The organism is Falsiroseomonas oleicola, assembly GCF_019029495.1.
GTDB classification, from domain to species: domain Bacteria; phylum Pseudomonadota; class Alphaproteobacteria; order Acetobacterales; family Acetobacteraceae; genus Falsiroseomonas; species Falsiroseomonas oleicola.
Map to the genome: position 1 here is coordinate 873,267 of NZ_JAERQM010000001.1, position 18,937 is coordinate 892,203.

Here is an 18,937-nt window from a genome sequence, read left to right on the forward strand (position 1 = left end):
ATGTTATTGTCATCCCAGGATTCCACCGCCGCCGAGGCGATGCGCAAGCGCGGCGCGATCCATGGCCATTCGCCGCAGCACCGGAACAGCACCCGCACCCTGCCGCTGCGGGTCGGCACCCGAGGCTCCCCGCTCGCTTTGTGGCAGACGCGGCATTTCCTTGGCCTCATCACCAAGGTCTGCCCGCTGCTGCGCCAGGTGAACGCCTTCGAGGAATGCGTCATCGCCACCTCCGGCGACATGGTGCAGGACCGGCGGCTGGCCGATATCGGCGGCAAGGGCCTGTTCGCCAAGGAAATTCATGAGGCGCTGCTGGATGGCCGCGTGGATTTCGCGGTCCACAGCATGAAGGACCTGGAGACGGAACTGCCGCCCGGCATCGTGCTCGCCTGCGCCCTGAAGCGGGAGGACAGCCGGGACGCCATCGTGCTCGGCCGCGCGGCGGAAGGCATGGCGGCGGAGGACCCCTATGCCTGCCTGCCGCATGGCGCGCTGATCGGCACCGCCTCCATCCGCCGGCAGAGCCAGTTGCTGCATGCCCGGCCGGACCTGCGGGTGGAGATCATCCGCGGCAATGTGCAGATGCGCCTGGCCAAGGTGCGGGCAGAGGGCGGGCCGCAGGCCTCCCTGCTCGCCATCGCCGGCCTCAAGCGCATGGAGATGGAGCACGAGGCCGCGGTGGTGCTGGACGCCGAGACCATGGTGCCCGCCGCCTGCCAGGGCATCGTCGGCGTCACCGTGCGCGCCGATGACGTGGAGCTGCGCGAGCTGCTCTCCGCCATCGAGGATCGCGACGCCGCCTGCGTCAGCGCCGCCGAGCGCGGCCTGCTGGGCGCGCTGGACGGGTCCTGCCGCACGCCGATCGGCGGCCATGCCCAGCTTCTGGCGGATGGCCAGTTGCAGCTGACCGGGCTGGTGGCCCGCGCCGACGGATCCTTCCTGCTCAAGCGCAAGCTTTGGGGCGCGCCGGCCGATGCGGCGCGGATGGGCCGGGAGCTGGGCGACAGCCTGCGGATTGACAGCCCGGCCGATATTTTTGGCTGAGCGGTGACGCCGGGGGGGTTCGCCCCCCCCGGGTGTCACATTCCTATACTTGCAATTGAGAATGGTTCGCATCATCTAGGTCGCACCCTGCCGCAGGACGACCATGCCCGAAGCGCCCTTCCCCACCTCCGAGGCCCCGCCGAATCCGGCGCTCCGCGCCCTTCTCGCCCGCGCCTCCGTCCCGCCCCGCCAGTTGCATGATCCGGCCCCGGATGCGGCGGCGCTGTCGCTCGCCGTCTCCGCCGCCGCCCGCGCGCCGGACCATGGCTGGCTGCGCCCCTGGCGCTTCGTCGGCATCCAGGGCGAGGCCCGCGCTGCCTTCGGCGAGCTGCTGGCGCAATCCCTGAAGGCGCGGGAGCCGGAGACGACGGAGGCGCGCCTCGACCTGGAACGCGCCAAGCCGCTGCGCGCCCCGCTGGTGGTCGCCGCCGGCGCCGTACTGCGGGCGCATTCCAAGATTCCGGCCTGGGAGCAGGAGGCCACGGCCTCCGCCGGCATCATGAATTTCCTCAATGCCCTGGATTCCATGGGCTTCGGCTGCTGCTGGCTGTCCTCCGGCGCGCTTCAGGACCCGGCGATCAAGGCCGCGCTGGGCTTCGCGGAAGCGGACCGGCTGCTTGGCTGGATCTATGTCGGCACGCCGGAGGCCGAGCGCCCCCGCCCCGAGCGCCCGGCGCCGGATGGGTTCTGGCGGGATTGGCAGCCGGCATGACCGACCTGGCGCAATGCATCCCCGTCCTCGCCTCGCTCAACATGGCGGAGACGCTGGACTTCTATCGCGACCGCCTGGGCTTCGGCGGCGAGGCCTATGGCGACAACTATGCCATCGTGAAGCGGGATGCGATGGAGCTGCATTTCTGGCTCAGCACGGACCGCAGCCATCCGGAGCATACCTCCTGCTACATCCGGGGCGGGCAGGTGCCGGCGCTGCATGCCGAATTCAGCGCGGCCGGCGTGCCCGGCCTGTCGCCCTTTGAGCTGCGGCCGTGGAACATGCACGAATTCCACCTGATCGACCCGCACGGCAACCTGCTGCGCTTCGGCTGCGCGGAAGTGTAGGGACGGCTATCGCTCGTCCGGATAATCGCGCGCCGGCCGGGGCTTGAAGGCCGGCAGCGACCAGCCGCGCCAGATCGCGGCGCCGCGGATGCCGAAGCCCAGCGCGATGCCCGCTATCAGCGACCAGTCGCGCGGCAGGGGCGCCAGGCGCAGCGCCACATAGGCCAGGGCCGCAGCGGCGGCGGCGGTGATGTAGATTTCCTTGCGCAGGATCAGCGGCACCTCGTCGCAGATCACATCGCGCAGGATGCCGCCCGCCGTGGCCGTCACGGTGCCGAGCAGCACCGCCGCCCAGGCTTCCGCCCCCGCGATCAGCGCGATCTCCGCCCCCAGCACCGCGAACAGCGCCATGCCCAGCGCATCGGCCCAGAGCAGCGCTTTGAAACGGCTTTCCACCCGATGGGCGAAGAAGAACACCAGCAGCGCGGCCGCGGCGGCGATCGCCGGCAGTTCCGGCTGCTTCAGCCAGAACAGCGGCGTGCGCCCCAGCAGCAGGTCGCGCACCGTGCCACCGCCGAAGCCGGTGACCATGCCGATCAGCACGAAGCCCACCGCGTCCAACTGCTTGCGGCTGGCCACCAGCGCGCCGGAGGCGGCGAAGACCGCGATGCCCAGCAGGTCCAGCGCCCGCAGCGCGGTATCGAGACCGCCCAATTATTCCGCCGGCACGGCGATCGGCCGCGCCGCCCGCGCCGCCTGCCCGGCACCCCCCATGCAGAACAGGGAGGCGACGAGCAGCGCCGCCGCCAGCGGCAGCACCAGCCAGGCTAGGCCGATATCGATCAGCCAGCCGAAGGGCACCGGGGTGATGGCGCCGCCCAGCGGCAGGCCGGAGGAGACGAAGCCGAAGACCTTGCCCATCTGCCCCGGCGGGATCGCATCCTTCAGCATCACGTCGCGCGGGGTGCGGGAGGAGCCGAGCGCCAGCCCCGCCGCGCCGGCCACCAAGGGCAGCAGCCAGTCCGGCATCGGCACCAGCCCCATCACCAGCAGCAGCGCCGCGGCCACCAGGGTCAAAGCGACGATGAAGGCGAGGTGCTTCTTCGACCGGTCCGCGAACCAGCCGCCCACCAGCGTGCCGCCCGTGGCGCCCATCATGTAGCCGGTCAGGGCGAGGGAGGCGACGGCCACCGGGGTGCCCCAGAGCTCCCCCAGCACGGTGATGGAAAAGGCCTGGATCGCGGTGCCGGCCATGGCCGAGAGCAGGAAGAAGCCGAAGAACAGCAGGATGGGCCGCGACAGCAGCAGCTCCCGCCCCGTCGGGCCGGCCTTGCGGTCCTTCGGCTTGGCCTGGTCGCGCAGGATGCGGCTTTGCCACAGGATGCCCAGCACCACCGGAAGGCCCACCAGCCCCAGGATCAGCAGCGCCGGCCGCCAGCCCATCACCAAAAGCATTCCCGCGATCACCGGCGGCCCGGCGGCGAAGCCGAGATTGCCGGTGAAGGTGTGCATGGCGAAGGCGCGGCCGATGCGGCTCGGAGGGATCGACCCGCCGAGGATGGCGTAGTCCGCCGGGTGGATCACCGAATTGCCCACGCCCGACAGCAGCGCCAGCAGCAGGATCGCCCAATACCCCGGCGCGAAGGCCATCGCGGCGATGGAAAGCGCCATCAGCAGCACGCCGCCCACCAGGAAGGGCCGCGCGCCATGCTTGTCCACCAGGAAGCCCACGGGGGTCTGCAAGGCCGCCGTCACCCCGCTCATCAACGCCACCGCCAGGCCGAGTGCGGCGAAGGAAACGTCGAATTCGTCGCGCCAGACCAGGAACAGCGGCGGCAGGCACAGCATGTAGAAATGGCTGAGGAAATGCCCGGTGCCGATCAGCGCCAGGATGCGCGCATCCTGGGCGGGGGGTGGCGCATCAGGGGAGGAGGACATGCCGGACCAGGGCTCCGCGGCGAGAGCCTCCAGAGTGCATCCGGCGGGGCCGGCAGGTCAAACCGCCGCCACCAGCATCCCGACCGCATCCAGCACCGTCCTGCCCTGCAAGGCCGGGGCGCCAAGTGCCCGGAAGGCGCGATGCGCCACCAGGATGGCGACGACATCCGCCTGGGCCAGCGCCGATTCCAGCCCCGCCAGGACCACCCCCGGGCGCCCCGCCAACGGCGGCGGCAGCGCCGCCAACAGCGGGTCGCAGCAGATCAGGCGCAGCGTGCCGTCGCGCGACAGTTCCTCGGCCACGGCCAGGGCCGGGCTGGCGCGCAGATCGCCCACATCCGGCTTGTAGGTCAGGCCGAGGCAGGCCACGGCGGCGCCCGGCCGCGCCAGCGCCCGGATCGCCGCGGCGACGTGGCCGGGCCGCGCATCGTTCACCGCCCGGGCGGCGCGGATCAGCGGCGCGCCCTCCGGCGCCGACTCGGCCAGGAACCAGGGATCGACGGCGATGCAATGCCCGCCCACCCCGGGGCCGGGCGCCAGGATCGCCACGCGGGGATGGCGGTTGGCCAGGGCGATGGCGGCCCAGGGGTCCACCTGCACACCTATTGCAATGTCTGCCAGTTCATTGGCGAAGGCTATGTTCACGTCGCGAAAGGCGTTCTCCGCCAGTTTTGCCAGTTCCGCCGTGCGGCTGTCGGTGACATGGCACTGGCCGGTGACGAAGCCGGCATAGAGCGCGCGGGCGCTTTCGGCGCAGCCGGGGGTCAGGCCGCCGATGATCCGGTCATTCGCCACCAGCTCCCGCAGCATGGCGCCGGGCAGCACCCGTTCCGGGCAATGCGCCAGATGCACGCAGCCAGGCGGGGCCGGGACGCCGCGCATGGGCAGCGCCAGGTCGGGACGGGCTGCGGCGATGCGGGCGGCCAGCGCCTCCGTCGTGCCGACCGGGCAGGTCGATTCCAGGATCACCAGGTCGCCCGGCTTCAGCAGCGGCGCGATGGCGTCCGTCGCGGCCCAGACGGCCGAAAGGTCGGCGCGGTTGCCCGGCCCGAGCGGCGTCGGCACGGCAATGAGAAACACCTCCGCCGGCCTCGGCGCGCCTTGCGCCACCAGCCGCCCCGTGGCCAAGGCGGCGGCCAGCAGGCTGTCGAGGTCAGGCTCCCGGAAATGCGCCTGGCCGGAGGCCACCGCCTTGACCACGCGCGGATCGGTGTCGCAGCCCAGCACGGCATGGCCGCGGGCCGCCAGCATGGCCGCGGTGGGCAGGCCGATATAGCCAAGTCCCATCACGCAGAGACGCCGCACCGAGCCTCCCACCACGCCGCCACCGCCTGCGCGATCCGCTCGGCGGCGCGGCCATCGCCATAGGGGAAGACCGGGCGGCTCATCGCGGCCAGCCGCGCGGGGTCGTCCAGCAGGGCATTGGCGGCGGCCAGGATCGCGGTGGTGCCGGTGCCGGTGACCAGGGCGGCGCCGGCCTCGACCACCTCCGGCCGCTCCGTCTGTTCGCGGAGCACCAGCACGGGGCGGCCCAATGCCGGCGCTTCCTCCTGCAACCCGCCACTGTCGGTCAGCACCAGGGTGGCGGCGTTCATCAGGGCGATGCTGTCGCAATAGGGCAAGGGCGCCAGCAGATGCACCCCCGCCACGCCGGCCAGCCGAGCCGTCACCGGGTCGCGCACCGCCGGGTTGGGGTGCAGCGGCCAGGCGATCTCGACATCGCCGCGCGCCGCCAGCGCCGCCACGGCCTCCGCGATCCGCATCAGCGGCGCGCCCCAGTTCTCCCGCCGATGCGCGGTGACCAGCAGCAGGCGGCGGCCCGGGGCAACGGCGACCGGCACCACCCCGCTGCGGCGATGGCGGAACAGCGCGTCGATCCCGGTATTGCCGGTGACCAGCACCCGCCCCTCCCCGTATTCCGCGCGCAGATGCGCCGCTGCCGCCGCGGTGGGGGCAAAGCGCAGCGCCGCCAGCGCATCGATGGCGACGCGGTGGAATTCCTCCGGCCAGGGATTGCCCAGATCGCCGGAGCGCAGCCCGGCCTCCACATGGCCCACCGGAATGCCCGACTGATGCGCCGCCAGCGCCGCTGCGAAGGCGCTGAGCGTGTCGCCCTGCACCAGCACCAGGTCCGGCCGCGTGGCGGCCAGCGCCCCGGACGTAGCGGTGAGCAGATAGGCGGTGAGCAGCGGCAGCGACTGGCCGGCGGGCTGGCTGCCCAGGTCGATCTCCGCCCGCTCGTCGAATTCGGCCAGCACCTCCGCCACCAGCCGGGCATGCTGACCGGTGGCGCAGGCGATGGGGGCGAGGCTTGGCTGGCGGCGCAGCGCGGCCAGCACCGGCATCATCTTGATCGCCTCCGGCCGTGTGCCGAAGACCACCAGCACCCGGCAGGGACGCGGCGTGGCCGGGATCATCCCGCGGCGGCGCCGAGGGATTCGCGGATGAAGCCGATCAGCGGCTGCACCACCTGGCTGCGGCCCTCGGCATCGCCGAAGACCGCCATCTCCACCTGCCCCAGCTCCGGCAGGCCCGTCACCTCCCGCAGCCCGGCGGGGAAGCCGCTGCGGCCGAGCACGGTCAAGGCGAAGCCGGCCTGGGCGGCGGCGGCCAGGCCCAGCAGGCTGTCGCAGGTGAAGACCGGTTCGCAGGCAAGCCCGGCGCGGGACAGGGCGCGCAGCGCGCGGTCGCGGAACATGCAGCCCTCCGGCAGCAGCGCCAGCGGCAAAGGCCGGCCTTCCGGTGCCAACCAATCCGGCGCGGCGGCCCAGACCACCGCCTCCGTCCAGATCGGCACGCCCGCCACCTCCCCGTCCCGGCGCTTGCCGAGCACCAGGTCGAGGCCGCCGGCCTCCTGCTTGGCGCGGAGTTCGTGGCTGCGGCCGACCTCCACCTCCAGCCGCGCCTCCGGATAGGTGCGGGCGAAGCGGGCCAGGATATGGGCCAGGCTGCGCGGCACGAAATGGTCGGCGACGCCGAGCCGCAGCCGGCCGGCGATCGGTGGCGCCACCATGCGCCGCACCGCCTCGTCATTCAGGGCCAGCATCCGCCGGGCATAGGCCAGCAGCATCTCCCCCTCCCCGGTCAGCTCGACACGGCGGGAGGTGCGGCGGAACACCGGGCGGCGGACCAGGTCCTCCAGCCGCTTCACCTTCAGGCTGATGGCGGATTGGGTCAGGCCGAGCACACCGCCGGCGGCCGTGAAGCCGCCCTGCTCCGCGACCATGACGAAACAGCGCAGCAGATCCAGATCCAGGTCGGGTATACGCATGGCCCGACGATGATGGTGAATTGTTGGTAAACGGGCAACCCGCGGTTGAAAGACAAAACGGGCGGCGCGATCCCTCGCGCCGCCCGTTCAACCGGTCACGTCAAGCAGTGGCCGAGCTTCAGATATCCTCGTCGTAGCCGCCGCCATCGTCCCAGGCGCCGGCATCATCCTGGTAGCCCGCCTGGTCCTGCCCCGGATCGGTCCAGGGGGAGGAGGTCGGCACCTGCTCCTGGCCGAAGGCACCGGCATCGGCCGCGCCGGTCGTCGCCGCCTCGGCCGCGCCGCCGCCGGAGAAGGCGGACATCAGCGCATTGCCCAGCATCATGCCGCCGGCCACGCCGACCGCGGTCATCATCGCGGTGCGCATGAAGCCGCCGCTCTGGCCCTGCTGAAGCGCCTGGGGGTTGTAGCCCGGCGGGTATTGCGGCTGCGGCTGCGGCCGGGTGCGCATCATCGGGCGCTGCTGCTGGCCGCCGCCGAACATGCCGCCGAGCAGCCCGCGCGGCTGCTGCTGGGCCTGCTGCGCCTGGGACTGGGCCTGTTCCAGCTCCCATTCCAACTGCTGGATGCGGTTCTGCATCTCCACCACCGCATGCTCCTGCACGAAGGCGGTCTGGGTGATGCGGTAGCGGGCTTCCGGATAGCGGGTGAACAGGTCCCCGATCAGCCGGTCGGCCTCCGGATCCACCGGCGGCAGCGGCTGCGCCGGTGCCTGCTGGCCGCCGCCCAGCGCCCCCCAGGGCGAGGCCGGGCGCGCTGGTGCCGCGCCGGCGGCGCCGCTCACCCGCTCCACATAGCCGGTGATGATCCGGCGTTCCTCGTCCGTCATGTGTCCCTGCTTCCTCTGCGTGTGGCCGATGTCGCCAGCCCTCGGGGGTTCCGCCCCCGATCGTTACCGGCGTGTCATCCGGAGGCGGAATTGGCCCGGCCGGGCACAGATTTCAAGCGGCGTCCGCGTGACGTTCAGTGACCGATGCGCGGCGGCAGGCCCAGCCGGCGCCATTCGATGGCCGGGCAGCGATCCACCACCACCACCAGCCCCGCCGCCCTTGCCCGGACGGCCGCCGCCTCATCCACCACGCCGAGCTGCAGCCAGACCGATTTCGCGCCCAGCCGCACCGCTTCATCCACCACGGCCCCGGCCTCGGCGCTGCGGCGGAACACATCGACCATGTCGAGCGGCGCGGCCTCCGCCAGCCCGGCCACCACGGTGCGGCCATGGACCGTCCTGCCCGCCAGCACCGGATTCACCGGCACGGCGTCGTAGCCACGCTCCAGCAGGAAGCCGAAGACGCCATGGCTCGCCCGGTCCGGCCGGTCGGAGGCACCGACCACGGCGATGCGCCGGGTGGCGAGGAGCAGGTCGCGGATCGCGGAATCGTCAGGGCCCATAGCCCAGTCTGCGCCCTTCGCCGCCACCCGCAAAGCCATCTGGCGCTTGCGGCGAGCGTCACGGCTGGGCGATGATTGCGCCATGACGAGGCTCGTCCTGCTCCTCGCTGTGTTGCTGGTGGCGCTGCCGCTGGGTCCGGTCCGCGCGCAGCCGGGCGGCGATGTCGCGGGCGGGCGGGACCATCCCCTGGTCGGGCGCTATGAAGGCGCGGTGCTGCGCCACCATCACAGCCGCGAATTCGACGAATTCCGCATGATCGACCGCCAGGTGCTGAACCGGGACCGGCAGCAGACCGGCACGCTCATCAACGACCGCAACTCCCGGCCCGTCGCCGGCCGCGCCTGGCGCCTGCGCTATGAGGCGCCGGCCGGCCGCAGCGCGGCGGAGGTGCTGCGCAACCACCAGCAGGCCCTGGCGGCGAAGGGCTTTGCGACCGTCTTCGCCTGCCGCGCCCAGGCCTGCGGCGACCCCGCCGCCTTCTGGAACGCGGTGGTGGAGAGCGCCCCCGGCCCGGGCCCCCGCCTGACCAGCGCCTGGCGCGACCAGAGCTATCTGCTCGCCCGACTGGAACGGCCGGAGGGCGAGGTTCTGGTCGCGATGCTCGCGGTGGAGAACCGCGGCGGCCCGCAACTGCTGGTCGATGTGGTGGAGGCGCGGCCGATGCAGGCCGATCGCATCACCTTCGTCGATGCCTCCGCCATGCAGCGCGCGGTGGAGGAGACGGGGCGCGTCGCGCTCTATGGCATCAACTTCGCCTTCGACAGCGCCGAGATCCTGCCCGACAGCCGTCCGACGCTGGAGGAGGTGGCGCGCTTCCTGCGCGCGAATGCGGCGCTGCGGGTGGTGGTCACCGGGCACACCGATTCGCAGGGCGAATTCGACTACAATCTCGGCCTTTCGGCCCGGCGGGCGCAGGCGGTGGTGGCCGCGCTGACCCGGGACTTCGGCATTCCCGCCGCCCGCCTGACTGCCTTCGGCGCCGGCATGGCCGCGCCGCTGGCGCGCAATGACGACGAGGCGGGCCGGGCACGGAATCGGCGGGTGGAGATCGTCAGGCGGTAGCCTGCAGCTCCGCCAGCCGGGCGCCATGGGTGCGGCAGCCGCCGCTCAGAAGCCGACGCTCAGCGCCGCTTCGGCGAAGCCAATGCGCCGCGCCGGCGCCACCGGGGATTTGGCCGCGGCGCGTTCCAGCGCCAGCCGCGCATCGCCCGGGCGCCCCGCCTTCAGGGCAGAATCGACGAAGACCTGTTCCAGCACATCCTGCTGGGCATGGCTGCCGCCGAGGCGGTGCAGCCCACCCAAGGCCGGGCGCAGGGCGGCGCAGGCCTCGTCATGGCGGCCCTCGGCATGGAAGGCGACGGCGCGGGTGGCGGGCAGCGCCGCCTCACGCAGGATGCGGGCATGGTGGGTATTGCCCCGCGCCGCCTCCTCCAGCGCCGTCAGCAGGCGGCCCGCGGCCTCCCACCGCCCTGTCGCGGTCAGGGCCATCATCCAGTGCGGCTGGGTAAAGGCGGACAGCGTGTCGCCGATGCGGGCCTCCGCCTTCTCCGCCAGCTCGCCCCAGCGATCCCCCACGGCGACGCCGCGCAGCCCGAGCCGGAACAGCATGGAGGCGGCGTTCTGCACATCGATATAGAGGTCCGGCTGCGCCAGATGGACCTTGGAGTCACGGTTGCGGAAGCGCGTGTCGTAGAGGTGCAGCACACCCGCAAAGTCGCGATGCTCCATCAGGAACATGGCCTGGTGCCACCAGAGATGGTGCATCAGGTTGTTGCCCCCCTCCCAGTTCGGCTCCAGCGCGGCGATCCAGTCCAGCCCCTCGCTGCGGCGGCCCTGCATTTCCAGCACATGGGCGACGCCATGCGCGGCCCAGAGGTCGGCGGGGTCCAGCGCCACGGCCTGGCGGCCGGCATATTCGGCGATGGTGTAGCTGCCGGTTTCCTCATGCGCGAAGCAGCGGCAGGCGAGCACGCTGCCATAGCCGGCGACATCCTCCGCCCAGCCCGGCATCACCTGTTCCACCAGGGTCACCATCCGGTCCGGCGCCCCCATCCAGAAGGCGCAGAAATGGTGCAGGCGGAAGGCGAGCAGGTCGCGCGGATGCTCCGCCGTGATCTGTTCCCAGATCGACAGCGCCTTTTCGGGCGTGCCGTCGATCCAGGCCGACAGCGCCGCCATATGGGCCTTTTCGCGCGGATTGGCCGGCAGCGCCTGCGCCTTGGCCAGCGCCCCGGCGGCGCGGCCGAGCAGGCCGCGGTCATAGGCCAGCATGGCGAAGCAGCCCGCCATCACCTGCCCCAGCGGCGCCGTGGGATCGGCAGTGAGGAAGGCCTTCAGCCGCAGCCCGGTGTCGAAGCGGTATTTCAGAAAACCCTCGATCGCATGGTCGAAGGCCCGCGCCGCCTCCGCCGAGGCAACGGTCAGGGTGTTTCCCTGGGCATCTTGGTGCATTGGACGTTTCCCTCAGAAAGTCTCGACCCAGGGCCGCAGCTCGATTTCGGCCGACCAGGCAGTTCGGGGCTGGCGGATGGCGGCCAGGGCCGCAGTGGCGATGGCATCCGGGTCCAGCAGCGTATCCTGGCCCGGATCGGGCCGCCTTTCGCTGCGGATGCCGCCATCCACCACGATATGGACCACATGGATGCCCTGCGGATGCAGTTCTCGCGCCAGGGCCTGCCCCAGTCCGCGCAGCGCGAACTTGCCCATGGCGAAGGGGGCAGAACGGGCATAGCCCTTCACCCCGGCGGAAGCGCCGGTCAGCAGGATGGTGCCCGCCTTGCGCGGCAGCATATGGGCGGCGGCCTGCTGGGCGACGAGGAAGGCGCCGAAGGCACAGACCTCCAGCGTGCGGCGCACATCCTCCGGCGCCAGATCGACCGTCGGGCCGCGCACGCGGAAGGAGGCGTTGTAGAGCACCACCTCCGCCTCCGCCGCCTCCGGCGTGGCGAACAGGGCGGCGACCTGGGCGGGGTCGCTGGCGTCGCAGCGATGCAGGCTCGCGCCGGTCTCGGCGGCCAGCGCCGCCAGCTTGGCGGTGTCCCGCGCGGCCAGCGCCACGGCATAGCCCTCGGCGGCCAGAAGCCGGGCGAAGCTGGCCGAAAAGCCCGGCCCGGCGCCGACGATCAAGGCTTTTGGCATGACGTTTCCCCTACCCCGCGCGTGGCGCGAACAGGATGATCGCCGCCCCGCCGAGGCATAGCAACAGGCCCGCCAGGTCGTAGCGATCCGGCCGCGCCCCCTCCACCGCCCACATCCAGGTCAGCGAGGCGGCGATATAGACGCCGCCATAGGCGGCATAGGCGCGGCCGGCGAAGGGCGTGTCGATGCGGGTCAGCGCCCAGGCGAAGAAGGCCAGGCAGGCGAGGCCCGGCAGCAGCCACCAGACGCTCCGCCCGTCCCGCACCACCACCCAGACGGCGAAGCAGCCGGCAATCTCCGCCAGCGCCGCCAGGGCATAGAAGACCAGCCCGGTCAGTCGATGCCTTCCAGCAGCCCGCACAGGGTGCTGCACCGCGCGGCGAGGTCGGTCCAGATGATGTGCTCATGCGGTGCATGGGCGCCGGCGCCGGTGCAGCCCAGCCCGTCCAGGGTCGGAATGCCGAGGGCCGCGGTGAAATTGCCGTCCGACCCGCCGCCGCGATGCTGCTTCGGCAGGGTGTAGCCCGCCGCTGCCGCCAGGGCCTTGGCCTGCTCATACAGCGCGACGATCTCGCCATTCTCGGCGAAGGGCGGGCGGTTCATGCCGCCGGTGATCTCGATGCGGATGCCGTCCTGCTCGCCGGCAAGTCCCAGAATCAGCGCCTCCATCCGCTCCCCTTCCGCGATGGTCGGCACCCGCAGATCCACCTCCGCGCTGGCCTCGGGCGGGATGACATTGGGGCGGGTGCCGCCGAAGAAGGGGGCGACATTGGTGGTGATGCCGGCCGCGAGGTCCGTCATCTCATGAATCTTCAGCACCAGGCGGGACAGGGCGACGACGGCGCTGCGGCCCTCCGCCCAGTTGCCGCCGGCATGGGCGGAGACGCCATGCACCTTGATGACGAAGCGCCCCACGCCTTTCCGAGCCGTGACGCAGGCGCCGCCCGCCCCCGCCGGCTCCGGGATCAGCACGGCGCGGGCGCCGCGGGCGGTCTGTTCGATGATGTCGCGGCTGGTCGGGCTGCCCACCTCCTCATCCGGGGTCAGCAGCAGCACGATCGGCCGCCTCGTCGGGATCTTCTGGCGCAGGATCTCCCGCACGCTGTGAAACGCCATGAAGGAGCCGGCCTTCATGTCGTAGATGCCGGGGCCATAGGCCTTGTCGCCCTCGATCTTGAAGGGCATCGGGCCGGCGAGGCTGCCATGGTCCCAGACCGTGTCGAGATGGCCCGAAACCATCACCGGCGCCTGGTTGCTGCCGGCCTCGGCCGGGGTGCGGCAGAGCAGCGTGTCGCCAAAACCGTCCCGCCCCGGAATCCGGGTGATCTCGCCGCCCACCGCGCGAAGCTCCGCCTCGCAGCGGTCGATCAGCCGGTTCACCGCCACCGGGTCGGTCGTCGGCGTCTCCTGCTCCACCCAGAGCCGAAGCTCCTCCAGAAGCTGTTCCGAGGTGCCGATCGTGGTGGCGGGCATGCTGACTTCCCTGCGTTGGACTGCGCCGTGTTGTGGCAACTCGCCCGGGCCTTGTCGATCCGGCGGGGCAGGGCTAACGCAGCCGTTCGCGGTGCAGCATGGAGGTAGGGCGTGGCCGAAACCAAGCGGGTTTGCGTGTTCTGCGGCTCCATGACCGGCGCCCGGCCCGAATATGCCGAAGCGGCGCGGGAGCTGGGGCGCGAAGTGGCGCGGCGCGGCATGGGGCTGGTCTATGGCGGCGGCGCCGTCGGGCTGATGGGCATTGCCGCCGATGCGGCGCTGAGCGCCGGGGCGGAGGTGATCGGCGTGATCCCGCACGGCCTGCTGAAGCGCGAGGTCGGCCATGGCGGCGGCGTGGAGATGCACGTCGTCGACACGATGCATGAGCGCAAGGCGAAGATGGCGGCGCTGTCCGATGGCTTCATCGTGCTGCCCGGCGGCTACGGCACGCTGGAAGAAGCGGTGGAGGCGCTGACCTGGGCGCAGCTCGGCATCCAGGCCAAGGGCGTCGTGTTCCTCGATATCGCCGGCTTCTGGCAGCCCTTCCTGAAAACCCTGGACTTCATGCAGGCCGAAGGCTTCGTGCGGGAGTCGCAGCGCCCCCTGGCGATGCAGGCCGCCACGGTGGCGGAGGCGCTGGACCGGCTGGACGCCTTCGCCCTGCCCAGCGGCACCCTGCCCTGGCTGCGGCCCGACCAGACGTGACGCCCGCCATCATCCAGGACTGGCACGCGGTGCCGGCGGCGGCGCGCGGCGCCACCCTGGCGCTGGGCAATTTCGACGGCGTGCATCTGGGCCATCTGGCGGTGCTGCGCGCCGCCCATGCGGCGCGGCCCGACCTGCCCCTGGCGGCCCTGACCTTCGAGCCGCATCCGCGCGAGCATTTCCGGCCCGAGGACCCGCCCTTCCGCCTGACCCTGCTGCCGGCCAAGGCGCGGGCGCTGGCGGAACACGGCGTGGCCACCGTCTTCGCCCTGCCCTTCGATGCGCGGCTGGCCGCCATGCCGGCCGAGGCCTTCGTCGAACAGGTGCTGCACGATTCCCTCGGCGCCAAGCACCTTGCCTGCGGCGCCGACTTCGCCTTCGGCCATCGCCGCGGCGGCGATGTCGCCTTCCTCGCGCGGCAGGCGGAAGCGCGCGGCATCGGCCTGACCGTGGTGCCGCCGGTGGTGGATGAGGGTGGGCCGATCTCCTCCACCCGCATCCGCCGCGCATTGCAGGACGGCTATCCGGACCGTGCCGCCGCCGAGCTGGGCCGGGACTGGGAGGTGCGCGGGGAGGTCTTCCACGGCGACAAGCTGGGCCGGGAACTCGGCTGGCCCACCGCCAACATCCTGCTCGGCCGGCATCTGGAGCCGGCGCGCGGCGTCTATGCCGTGCGGGTGGCGCTGTCGGATGGGCGGGTGGTGGATGGCGTCGCCAATGTCGGCCGCCGGCCGACGCTCGGCGGCGACCCGGTGACCCGGCTGGAAACCCACATCTTCGACTTCAGCGGCGACCTCTATGACCAGGAGATCGGCGTGCGGCTGGTACGCTTCCTGCGGCCGGACGCGACCTTCACGGGGCTGGAAGCGCTGAAGGCGGCGATCGCGGCGGATGCGGCGGAGGCGCGGCGGGTCCTGGGCTTGTAGGCAGCCCAAACACCGGCCGCAGCCGGATGCCGAGCCAGCAGCCCGGCAGCGTCGCCGCCACCCAGAGCACGCCATGCAGGCTGCCGGAGGCGCCGCCGCCCAGGAAGGCGCCGACATTGCAGCCGAAGGCGAGGCGCGCGCCCACCCCCATCAGCACCCCGCCCAGCGCCGCCCCGGCCGCGCCGCGCAGGCCCAGCGGCTGGCGATGCCGCAGCCGGCCCTGGGCCGCCGCGGCCAGCAGCGCGCCGAGCAGCAGCCCGACATCGGCGAGGGAGGAATCCAGCGCCAGCACCGGCCCCTCCAGCGCCGCCCGGGTCCAACCCTCAGCCCAGAATGCGGCGGCGGGCATGTCGGCGCCCATCATCATCGCCACCTTGGCGCCCCAGAGCGTCAGCCCGGTGGTGATGCCCCAGGGCAGGCCGGAGGCGAGGAACATCAGCCCCGCCAGCACGCCGATGATCGCCCCGGCGCGCAAGGCTGCCGCCGACGGCCAGGCCCCGCGCAGCACCAGCAGCGCGCCGGCCAGCAGAACGGCCAGGGTCGCCGCCAGCCCGCCCCAGGGGCCGAGCAGGGCGCCGAAATCCACCACGCCGAGATCGGGCAGCCGCATCGCGGCGGGCACCATCAGGCTGCCCAGCACCCCGCCCAGGCAGAAGAAGGGCAGCGCCACCCACATCCGGCGCGACCCCTGCCCGGCCGCGACCAGCGTGCCGGAACCGCAGCCATTGGCCAGTTGCATGCCGACCCCGAAGACCATGGCGCCGCCCAGCAGCGGCAGCCCGATCGGCGCGACGAAGCGCCCAAAACCCTCGGCCAGCAGCCCGACCGGCAGCACCACCAGCGCCGCCACCGCGGGCGCGATGAAGCTGGCGCCCAGCGCCCGCCCATCGCCCTGTTCCAGCAAGGCCCGGTAGCCGCCGGCGAAGCCGTAATCCAGCAGCACGAAGGCCACGCCCAGCGCCAGCGCCACGGCGAAGACCGGCAGCTTCGCAGGTTGTGGCAGCAGCGCCAGAACCAGCGCCACCCCGGCGAGGCCCAGCAGCAGGCCGGGCCAATGCGGCCGGGGCAGGACCAGGGAAGCCAAGGCCCTATTCGGTCGCCTGCCGCGCCAGGCGCTCGAGCAGGGCCTCGGTCGCCGCCTGCCCCTCCGCCGGCACCGTCACCCCGTGGCGAGCGAAAAGGCGCGAGGCCAGGTCGGCGCCGCTGGAGCGGGTCAGGAAGGTGCGCCCGGCCCCGTCCTGCCAGACCAGCACCCGCAGCGGCAGGTCCAGCGCCAGGGTCGGATTGACCGCCATGCCGGGAGTGCCGGCGCGGGGATTGCCGAACAGCAGCACCGTGCGGGCGGGCAGGTCCATGCCGACCTGCCGCGCGGCGGCGGCGTGGTCGATCTCGGTGAAGACCACCCAGCCGGCCGCCCGCACCGCGGCGGCGAAACGATCCAGCGTGGCGCGCGGCGGATGCGCGCTGGGGACCGTGACCAGCCCATCGCCGGCCGGGGCCTGCGCCTCGGCCACTGGCGCCAGGGCCAGCAGCGGCAATGCGAGCACGGCACGCCGCGGCGGTGCAATCTTCATGGCCCGTCTCCTGCCTTCACCCCCGCGGCTTCGCCGCGAAAGCGCAGGCGGTTACGGTGCCGCGCCGATCACAGCCCGATCAGCGTCACCCCGACAAAAGCGATGGTCGCGATCAGCAGGCTCAGCGCCACGCCGAGGCCCAGCGGCGCCAGCCCACGCGCCCGCAGCGCCTTCAGGTCGGTGGACAGGCCCAGCGCCGCGACGCTCGCCGCCATCATCAGGGGCACCAGGAAGCGGGAGGCATCGATGGCAATCCGCGGCACCAGCCCGGTGGAGACCACCGCCACCATCACCAGGAACCACACCGCGAACCAGGGCACCTGCACCTTGGCCGTGCCGCCGCCTTCGGCCGCGCCGCGCGCCACCCACCAGCCCAGCGCCATGATCGCCGGGGCCAGCAGCATGACGCGGGCCAACTTCATCACCGTGCCGGATTGCGCCGCCTCCGGCCCACCCGCCGCCGCCGCGCCCACCGCCTGCACCACCTCATGCAGGGAGGCACCGGCCCAGAGGCCGTAGCTGATGCTGTCCAGCCCCAGCGGCCCGGCCAGCAGCGGCATCAACACCAGCCCGACCGTGCCGCACAGGGTGATGACGGCCAGGGCATAGGTCACGTCCTCGTCCTTGGCCCGCACCACCTGGTTGGTCGCGACGATGGCGGAGGCGCCGCAGATGCCGGTGCCCATGCCGAGCAGCGCCGCCAGCCCCGGCTGCACGCCGAGCAGCCGGCCCAGCCAGATCGCCGCCGGCACCGTCACCCCCACCACCACCACGGCCAGCGCCAGCGCGCCCGGGCCGAGCGCCAGCACCTCCGTCGCCGTCACCTGCAGGCCGAGCAGCACGATGGCGAAGCGCAGCAATGGGCGGATGGAAAAGGACAGGCCTGGATCCAGCACCGGCTGCTTGCCCTGGAAGGAGCGCCAGGCGAGGCCCACCAGCAGCGCGATCACCACCGGGTTCAGCGCGGCGATGCCCGAGGCATTGCGCAGCCAGACGGAGGCAATGGCGATGGCCAGGCATACCAACAGGCCCGGCGCCAGCTTGCGCAGCTTCGGCCCCCAGCCCGCAGGCCCGCCCTCTCCACCCGAAGCAACAGCCGCCATGCCGAAATCTCCAACTCCGATCCGGCATCCGAAGGCAGGATCATTTGCGCAAGACCGGTTCGGGGAGGAAATTCGGCCTGATTTCGTATAGGCGCCGTCCCCGCCGCGGCCAAGCCGGCCCCGATGGACAGCGCCCCCCATTCCCGGCATGGCGGGGCTTCCACTTGCGCGGGACCTCATGGCCGATGATGCAGCCGCCGCATGCCGACGAAACCCTGCTGCGGCCGGCGGTGGGGGTGACCCTGGGGGCGCAGGCGCTGGTGGTGCTGGCCTCCCTGGTCCTGCCAGTGACGGCGGCGCTGGTGCTGCCGGCGACCGGCCTGCCGAAGGCGGCGGTGGGCTGGTATGCGGCGCTGCTGTTCTCCTCCGGCGCGATCTCCACCCTGGTGACGCCGCAACTGGTCGCGGCGCTGGGGCCGGTGCGGCTGCACCAGGCGATGCTCGCTTCCGCCGGGGCCGGGTTGCTGGCGCTGGCCGTGGCGCATCCGCTGGCCCTGGCAGCGAGCGCGGTGCTGATCGGGCTGGCCTATGGCCCGGCCAATCCGGCGAGCTCCGCCCTGCTGGCGCGGCTGGCACCGGCGCATCTGCGCAACCGGGTCTTTTCCATCAAGCAGGTGGCGGTGCCGGTGGGCGGCGCCTCGGCGGGGGTGGTGGTGCCGGTGCTGGCGGCGACGCTCGGCTGGCAGGCGGCCTGCCTCGGCCTCGCGCTGGCGCTGCTGCTGGCGGCGCTGCTGGTGCAGCCCTGGCGCTGGCGGCTGGATGCCGGGTCGCTGGCGCCGCGCGGCGGCGGGCTGGGGCTCTGGGCGCCCTTCGCGGCAGTGCTGTCGGGCGGGCCGACGCTGCGGCTGGGCCTGGCCTCCTTCTGCTTCGCCTGCGTGCAGTTCACCTTCTCCGCCTTCCTGGCCACCGTGCTGGTGACGGTGGCGGGGTGGAGCATCGGCGCGGCCGGGCTGACCCTGACCATCGGCCTGCTGGTCTCCATCGCCGCGCGCCTCGCCTTGGGCTGGGTGGCGGACCGGGTGGCGCCGGCGCGGGTGCTGGGCGGGCTGGGGGTGGCGATCGCGCTGGCCTGCCTGGCCTGCACCGGGCTGGGGCCGGCCACGCCGGTCTGGCTGGTCTGGCTGGTGGCGGGGCTGTTCGGCTTCGCCGCCTTCGGCTGGAACGGCATCTGCCTGGCGGAGACGGCGCGGCTGGCGGCGCCGGGCCGGGTGGCGGCCGCGACCTCCGGCATCATGATGATGATCTATGCCGGCGCCTGCCTCGGCCCGGCGCTGTTCGGCACCTTGCTGGCGGCCACGGGCGGGCCGGTGGCCGGCTTTCTCCTGCTGGCGGGGCTGGCGCTCGCGCCGCTGGCCTGGCTGCGGCGCTGAGTC

Annotated in this window: 21 protein-coding genes; 7 read left to right on the plus strand and 14 right to left on the minus strand. The window is 72.6% G+C overall.

Annotated features, from left to right (window positions below):
- From hemC to JJQ90_RS04085, 3 genes are all read left to right on the plus strand, one after another.
- Positions 1-1,044, plus strand: coding sequence for a hydroxymethylbilane synthase (gene hemC / locus JJQ90_RS04075; protein ID WP_216873157.1), 1,044 nt, complete (start codon positions 1-3; stop codon positions 1,042-1,044).
- A 103-nt stretch (positions 1,045-1,147) separates the two neighbouring features.
- Positions 1,148-1,756, plus strand: a complete 609-nt coding sequence (locus JJQ90_RS04080) for a nitroreductase family protein (protein WP_216873158.1) — start codon at positions 1,148-1,150, stop codon at positions 1,754-1,756.
- A complete protein-coding gene (locus JJQ90_RS04085; protein WP_216873159.1) occupies positions 1,753-2,103 on the plus strand; it encodes a bleomycin resistance protein in 351 nt (116 codons plus the stop codon). The genes JJQ90_RS04080 and JJQ90_RS04085 overlap by 4 nt, the downstream gene beginning before the upstream one ends.
- A gap of 6 nt (positions 2,104-2,109) precedes the next feature.
- Here JJQ90_RS04085 and JJQ90_RS04090 read toward each other — a convergent pair whose 3' ends face one another.
- The 7 genes from JJQ90_RS04090 to JJQ90_RS04120 form a co-directional block, all read right to left on the minus strand.
- On the minus strand, positions 2,110-2,757 hold the full coding sequence (locus JJQ90_RS04090) for a trimeric intracellular cation channel family protein (protein WP_216873160.1): 648 nt from the start codon (positions 2,755-2,757) through the stop codon (positions 2,110-2,112).
- Entirely contained in the window at positions 2,758-3,981 is a 1,224-nt protein-coding gene (locus JJQ90_RS04095; RefSeq protein ID WP_216873161.1) for an MFS transporter, read from the minus strand. It abuts the gene before it with no gap.
- 57 nt (positions 3,982-4,038) lie between these two features.
- Positions 4,039-5,286 (minus strand): UDP-N-acetyl-D-mannosamine dehydrogenase, encoded by a 1,248-nt coding sequence (wecC, locus tag JJQ90_RS04100; protein WP_329959361.1) that lies wholly within the window; start codon positions 5,284-5,286, stop codon positions 4,039-4,041.
- Positions 5,268-6,398, minus strand: a complete 1,131-nt coding sequence (gene wecB, locus JJQ90_RS04105; RefSeq protein ID WP_216873162.1) for a non-hydrolyzing UDP-N-acetylglucosamine 2-epimerase — start codon at positions 6,396-6,398, stop codon at positions 5,268-5,270. Before wecB ends, wecC begins: the two co-directional genes overlap by 19 nt.
- A complete protein-coding gene (locus JJQ90_RS04110) occupies positions 6,395-7,252 on the minus strand; it encodes a LysR substrate-binding domain-containing protein (protein WP_216873163.1) in 858 nt (285 codons plus the stop codon). Before JJQ90_RS04110 ends, wecB begins: the two co-directional genes overlap by 4 nt.
- Positions 7,253-7,370: 118 nt before the next feature.
- The gene (locus JJQ90_RS04115) at positions 7,371-8,081 is read right to left on the minus strand and encodes a DUF2076 domain-containing protein (RefSeq protein ID WP_216873164.1); all 711 of its coding nucleotides are present in this window, start codon (positions 8,079-8,081) and stop codon (positions 7,371-7,373) included.
- 134 nt (positions 8,082-8,215) lie between these two features.
- The gene (locus JJQ90_RS04120) at positions 8,216-8,644 is read right to left on the minus strand and encodes a CoA-binding protein (RefSeq protein WP_216873165.1); all 429 of its coding nucleotides are present in this window, start codon (positions 8,642-8,644) and stop codon (positions 8,216-8,218) included.
- An 82-nt stretch (positions 8,645-8,726) separates the two neighbouring features.
- On the opposite strand from JJQ90_RS04120, the gene JJQ90_RS04125 reads away from it, so the two are divergent.
- Positions 8,727-9,707, plus strand: a complete 981-nt coding sequence (locus tag JJQ90_RS04125; RefSeq protein WP_216873166.1) for an OmpA family protein — start codon at positions 8,727-8,729, stop codon at positions 9,705-9,707.
- A gap of 45 nt (positions 9,708-9,752) precedes the next feature.
- Here JJQ90_RS04125 and JJQ90_RS04130 read toward each other — a convergent pair whose 3' ends face one another.
- Genes JJQ90_RS04130 through JJQ90_RS04145 form a run of 4 tightly spaced genes read right to left on the minus strand, consistent with a single transcriptional unit; the run spans position 9,753 to position 13,256 of the window.
- On the minus strand, positions 9,753-11,096 hold the full coding sequence (locus tag JJQ90_RS04130) for a tetratricopeptide repeat protein (RefSeq protein ID WP_216873167.1): 1,344 nt from the start codon (positions 11,094-11,096) through the stop codon (positions 9,753-9,755).
- 12 nt (positions 11,097-11,108) lie between these two features.
- Positions 11,109-11,783 (minus strand): SDR family NAD(P)-dependent oxidoreductase, encoded by a 675-nt coding sequence (locus tag JJQ90_RS04135; protein WP_216873168.1) that lies wholly within the window; start codon positions 11,781-11,783, stop codon positions 11,109-11,111.
- Between the two features lie 10 nt (positions 11,784-11,793).
- The gene (locus tag JJQ90_RS04140; RefSeq protein WP_329959362.1) at positions 11,794-12,144 is read right to left on the minus strand and encodes a YnfA family protein; all 351 of its coding nucleotides are present in this window, start codon (positions 12,142-12,144) and stop codon (positions 11,794-11,796) included.
- On the minus strand, positions 12,117-13,256 hold the full coding sequence (locus JJQ90_RS04145) for a M20 family metallopeptidase (RefSeq protein ID WP_216873169.1): 1,140 nt from the start codon (positions 13,254-13,256) through the stop codon (positions 12,117-12,119). The genes JJQ90_RS04140 and JJQ90_RS04145 overlap by 28 nt, the downstream gene beginning before the upstream one ends.
- 111 nt (positions 13,257-13,367) lie before the next feature.
- On the opposite strand from JJQ90_RS04145, the gene JJQ90_RS04150 reads away from it, so the two are divergent.
- The gene (locus JJQ90_RS04150) at positions 13,368-13,961 is read left to right on the plus strand and encodes an LOG family protein (protein ID WP_329959363.1); all 594 of its coding nucleotides are present in this window, start codon (positions 13,368-13,370) and stop codon (positions 13,959-13,961) included.
- A complete protein-coding gene (locus tag JJQ90_RS04155; RefSeq protein WP_216873170.1) occupies positions 13,958-14,887 on the plus strand; it encodes a bifunctional riboflavin kinase/FAD synthetase in 930 nt (309 codons plus the stop codon). Before JJQ90_RS04150 ends, JJQ90_RS04155 begins: the two co-directional genes overlap by 4 nt.
- On the opposite strand, the gene JJQ90_RS04160 is transcribed toward JJQ90_RS04155, so the two are convergent.
- The 3 genes from JJQ90_RS04160 to JJQ90_RS04170 form a co-directional block, all read right to left on the minus strand.
- A complete protein-coding gene (locus tag JJQ90_RS04160; RefSeq protein ID WP_216873171.1) occupies positions 14,814-15,971 on the minus strand; it encodes a YeeE/YedE thiosulfate transporter family protein in 1,158 nt (385 codons plus the stop codon). The genes JJQ90_RS04155 and JJQ90_RS04160 overlap by 74 nt on opposite strands.
- Before the next feature lie 4 nt (positions 15,972-15,975).
- On the minus strand, positions 15,976-16,461 hold the full coding sequence (locus JJQ90_RS04165; protein WP_216873172.1) for a DUF302 domain-containing protein: 486 nt from the start codon (positions 16,459-16,461) through the stop codon (positions 15,976-15,978).
- 68 nt (positions 16,462-16,529) lie between these two features.
- The gene (locus JJQ90_RS04170) at positions 16,530-17,564 is read right to left on the minus strand and encodes a YeiH family protein (protein ID WP_216873173.1); all 1,035 of its coding nucleotides are present in this window, start codon (positions 17,562-17,564) and stop codon (positions 16,530-16,532) included.
- 185 nt (positions 17,565-17,749) lie between these two features.
- On the opposite strand from JJQ90_RS04170, the gene JJQ90_RS04175 reads away from it, so the two are divergent.
- Entirely contained in the window at positions 17,750-18,934 is a 1,185-nt protein-coding gene (locus tag JJQ90_RS04175; RefSeq protein ID WP_216873174.1) for an MFS transporter, read from the plus strand.
- Positions 18,935-18,937: the final 3 nt, after the last annotated feature.

What these genes read in the sequence shown, in the direction of transcription:
- JJQ90_RS04115 (WP_216873164.1), bottom strand. Translation starts at nt 8,081, where the DNA reads ATGACGGACGAGGAACGCCGGATCATCACCGGCTATGTGGAGCGGGTG.
- JJQ90_RS04125 (WP_216873166.1), top strand. Translation starts at nt 8,727, where the DNA reads ATGACGAGGCTCGTCCTGCTCCTCGCTGTGTTGCTGGTGGCGCTGCCG.
- JJQ90_RS04110 (WP_216873163.1), bottom strand. Translation starts at nt 7,252, where the DNA reads ATGCGTATACCCGACCTGGATCTGGATCTGCTGCGCTGTTTCGTCATG.
- JJQ90_RS04165 (WP_216873172.1), bottom strand. Translation starts at nt 16,461, where the DNA reads ATGAAGATTGCACCGCCGCGGCGTGCCGTGCTCGCATTGCCGCTGCTG.
- JJQ90_RS04085 (WP_216873159.1), top strand. Translation starts at nt 1,753, where the DNA reads ATGACCGACCTGGCGCAATGCATCCCCGTCCTCGCCTCGCTCAACATG.
- hemC (WP_216873157.1), top strand. Translation starts at nt 1, where the DNA reads ATGTTATTGTCATCCCAGGATTCCACCGCCGCCGAGGCGATGCGCAAG.
- JJQ90_RS04095 (WP_216873161.1), bottom strand. Translation starts at nt 3,981, where the DNA reads ATGTCCTCCTCCCCTGATGCGCCACCCCCCGCCCAGGATGCGCGCATC.
- JJQ90_RS04175 (WP_216873174.1), top strand. Translation starts at nt 17,750, where the DNA reads ATGATGCAGCCGCCGCATGCCGACGAAACCCTGCTGCGGCCGGCGGTG.
- wecB (WP_216873162.1), bottom strand. Translation starts at nt 6,398, where the DNA reads ATGATCCCGGCCACGCCGCGTCCCTGCCGGGTGCTGGTGGTCTTCGGC.
- JJQ90_RS04145 (WP_216873169.1), bottom strand. Translation starts at nt 13,256, where the DNA reads ATGCCCGCCACCACGATCGGCACCTCGGAACAGCTTCTGGAGGAGCTT.
- JJQ90_RS04170 (WP_216873173.1), bottom strand. Translation starts at nt 17,564, where the DNA reads ATGGCGGCTGTTGCTTCGGGTGGAGAGGGCGGGCCTGCGGGCTGGGGG.
- JJQ90_RS04080 (WP_216873158.1), top strand. Translation starts at nt 1,148, where the DNA reads ATGCCCGAAGCGCCCTTCCCCACCTCCGAGGCCCCGCCGAATCCGGCG.
- JJQ90_RS04130 (WP_216873167.1), bottom strand. Translation starts at nt 11,096, where the DNA reads ATGCACCAAGATGCCCAGGGAAACACCCTGACCGTTGCCTCGGCGGAG.
- JJQ90_RS04120 (WP_216873165.1), bottom strand. Translation starts at nt 8,644, where the DNA reads ATGGGCCCTGACGATTCCGCGATCCGCGACCTGCTCCTCGCCACCCGG.
- JJQ90_RS04135 (WP_216873168.1), bottom strand. Translation starts at nt 11,783, where the DNA reads ATGCCAAAAGCCTTGATCGTCGGCGCCGGGCCGGGCTTTTCGGCCAGC.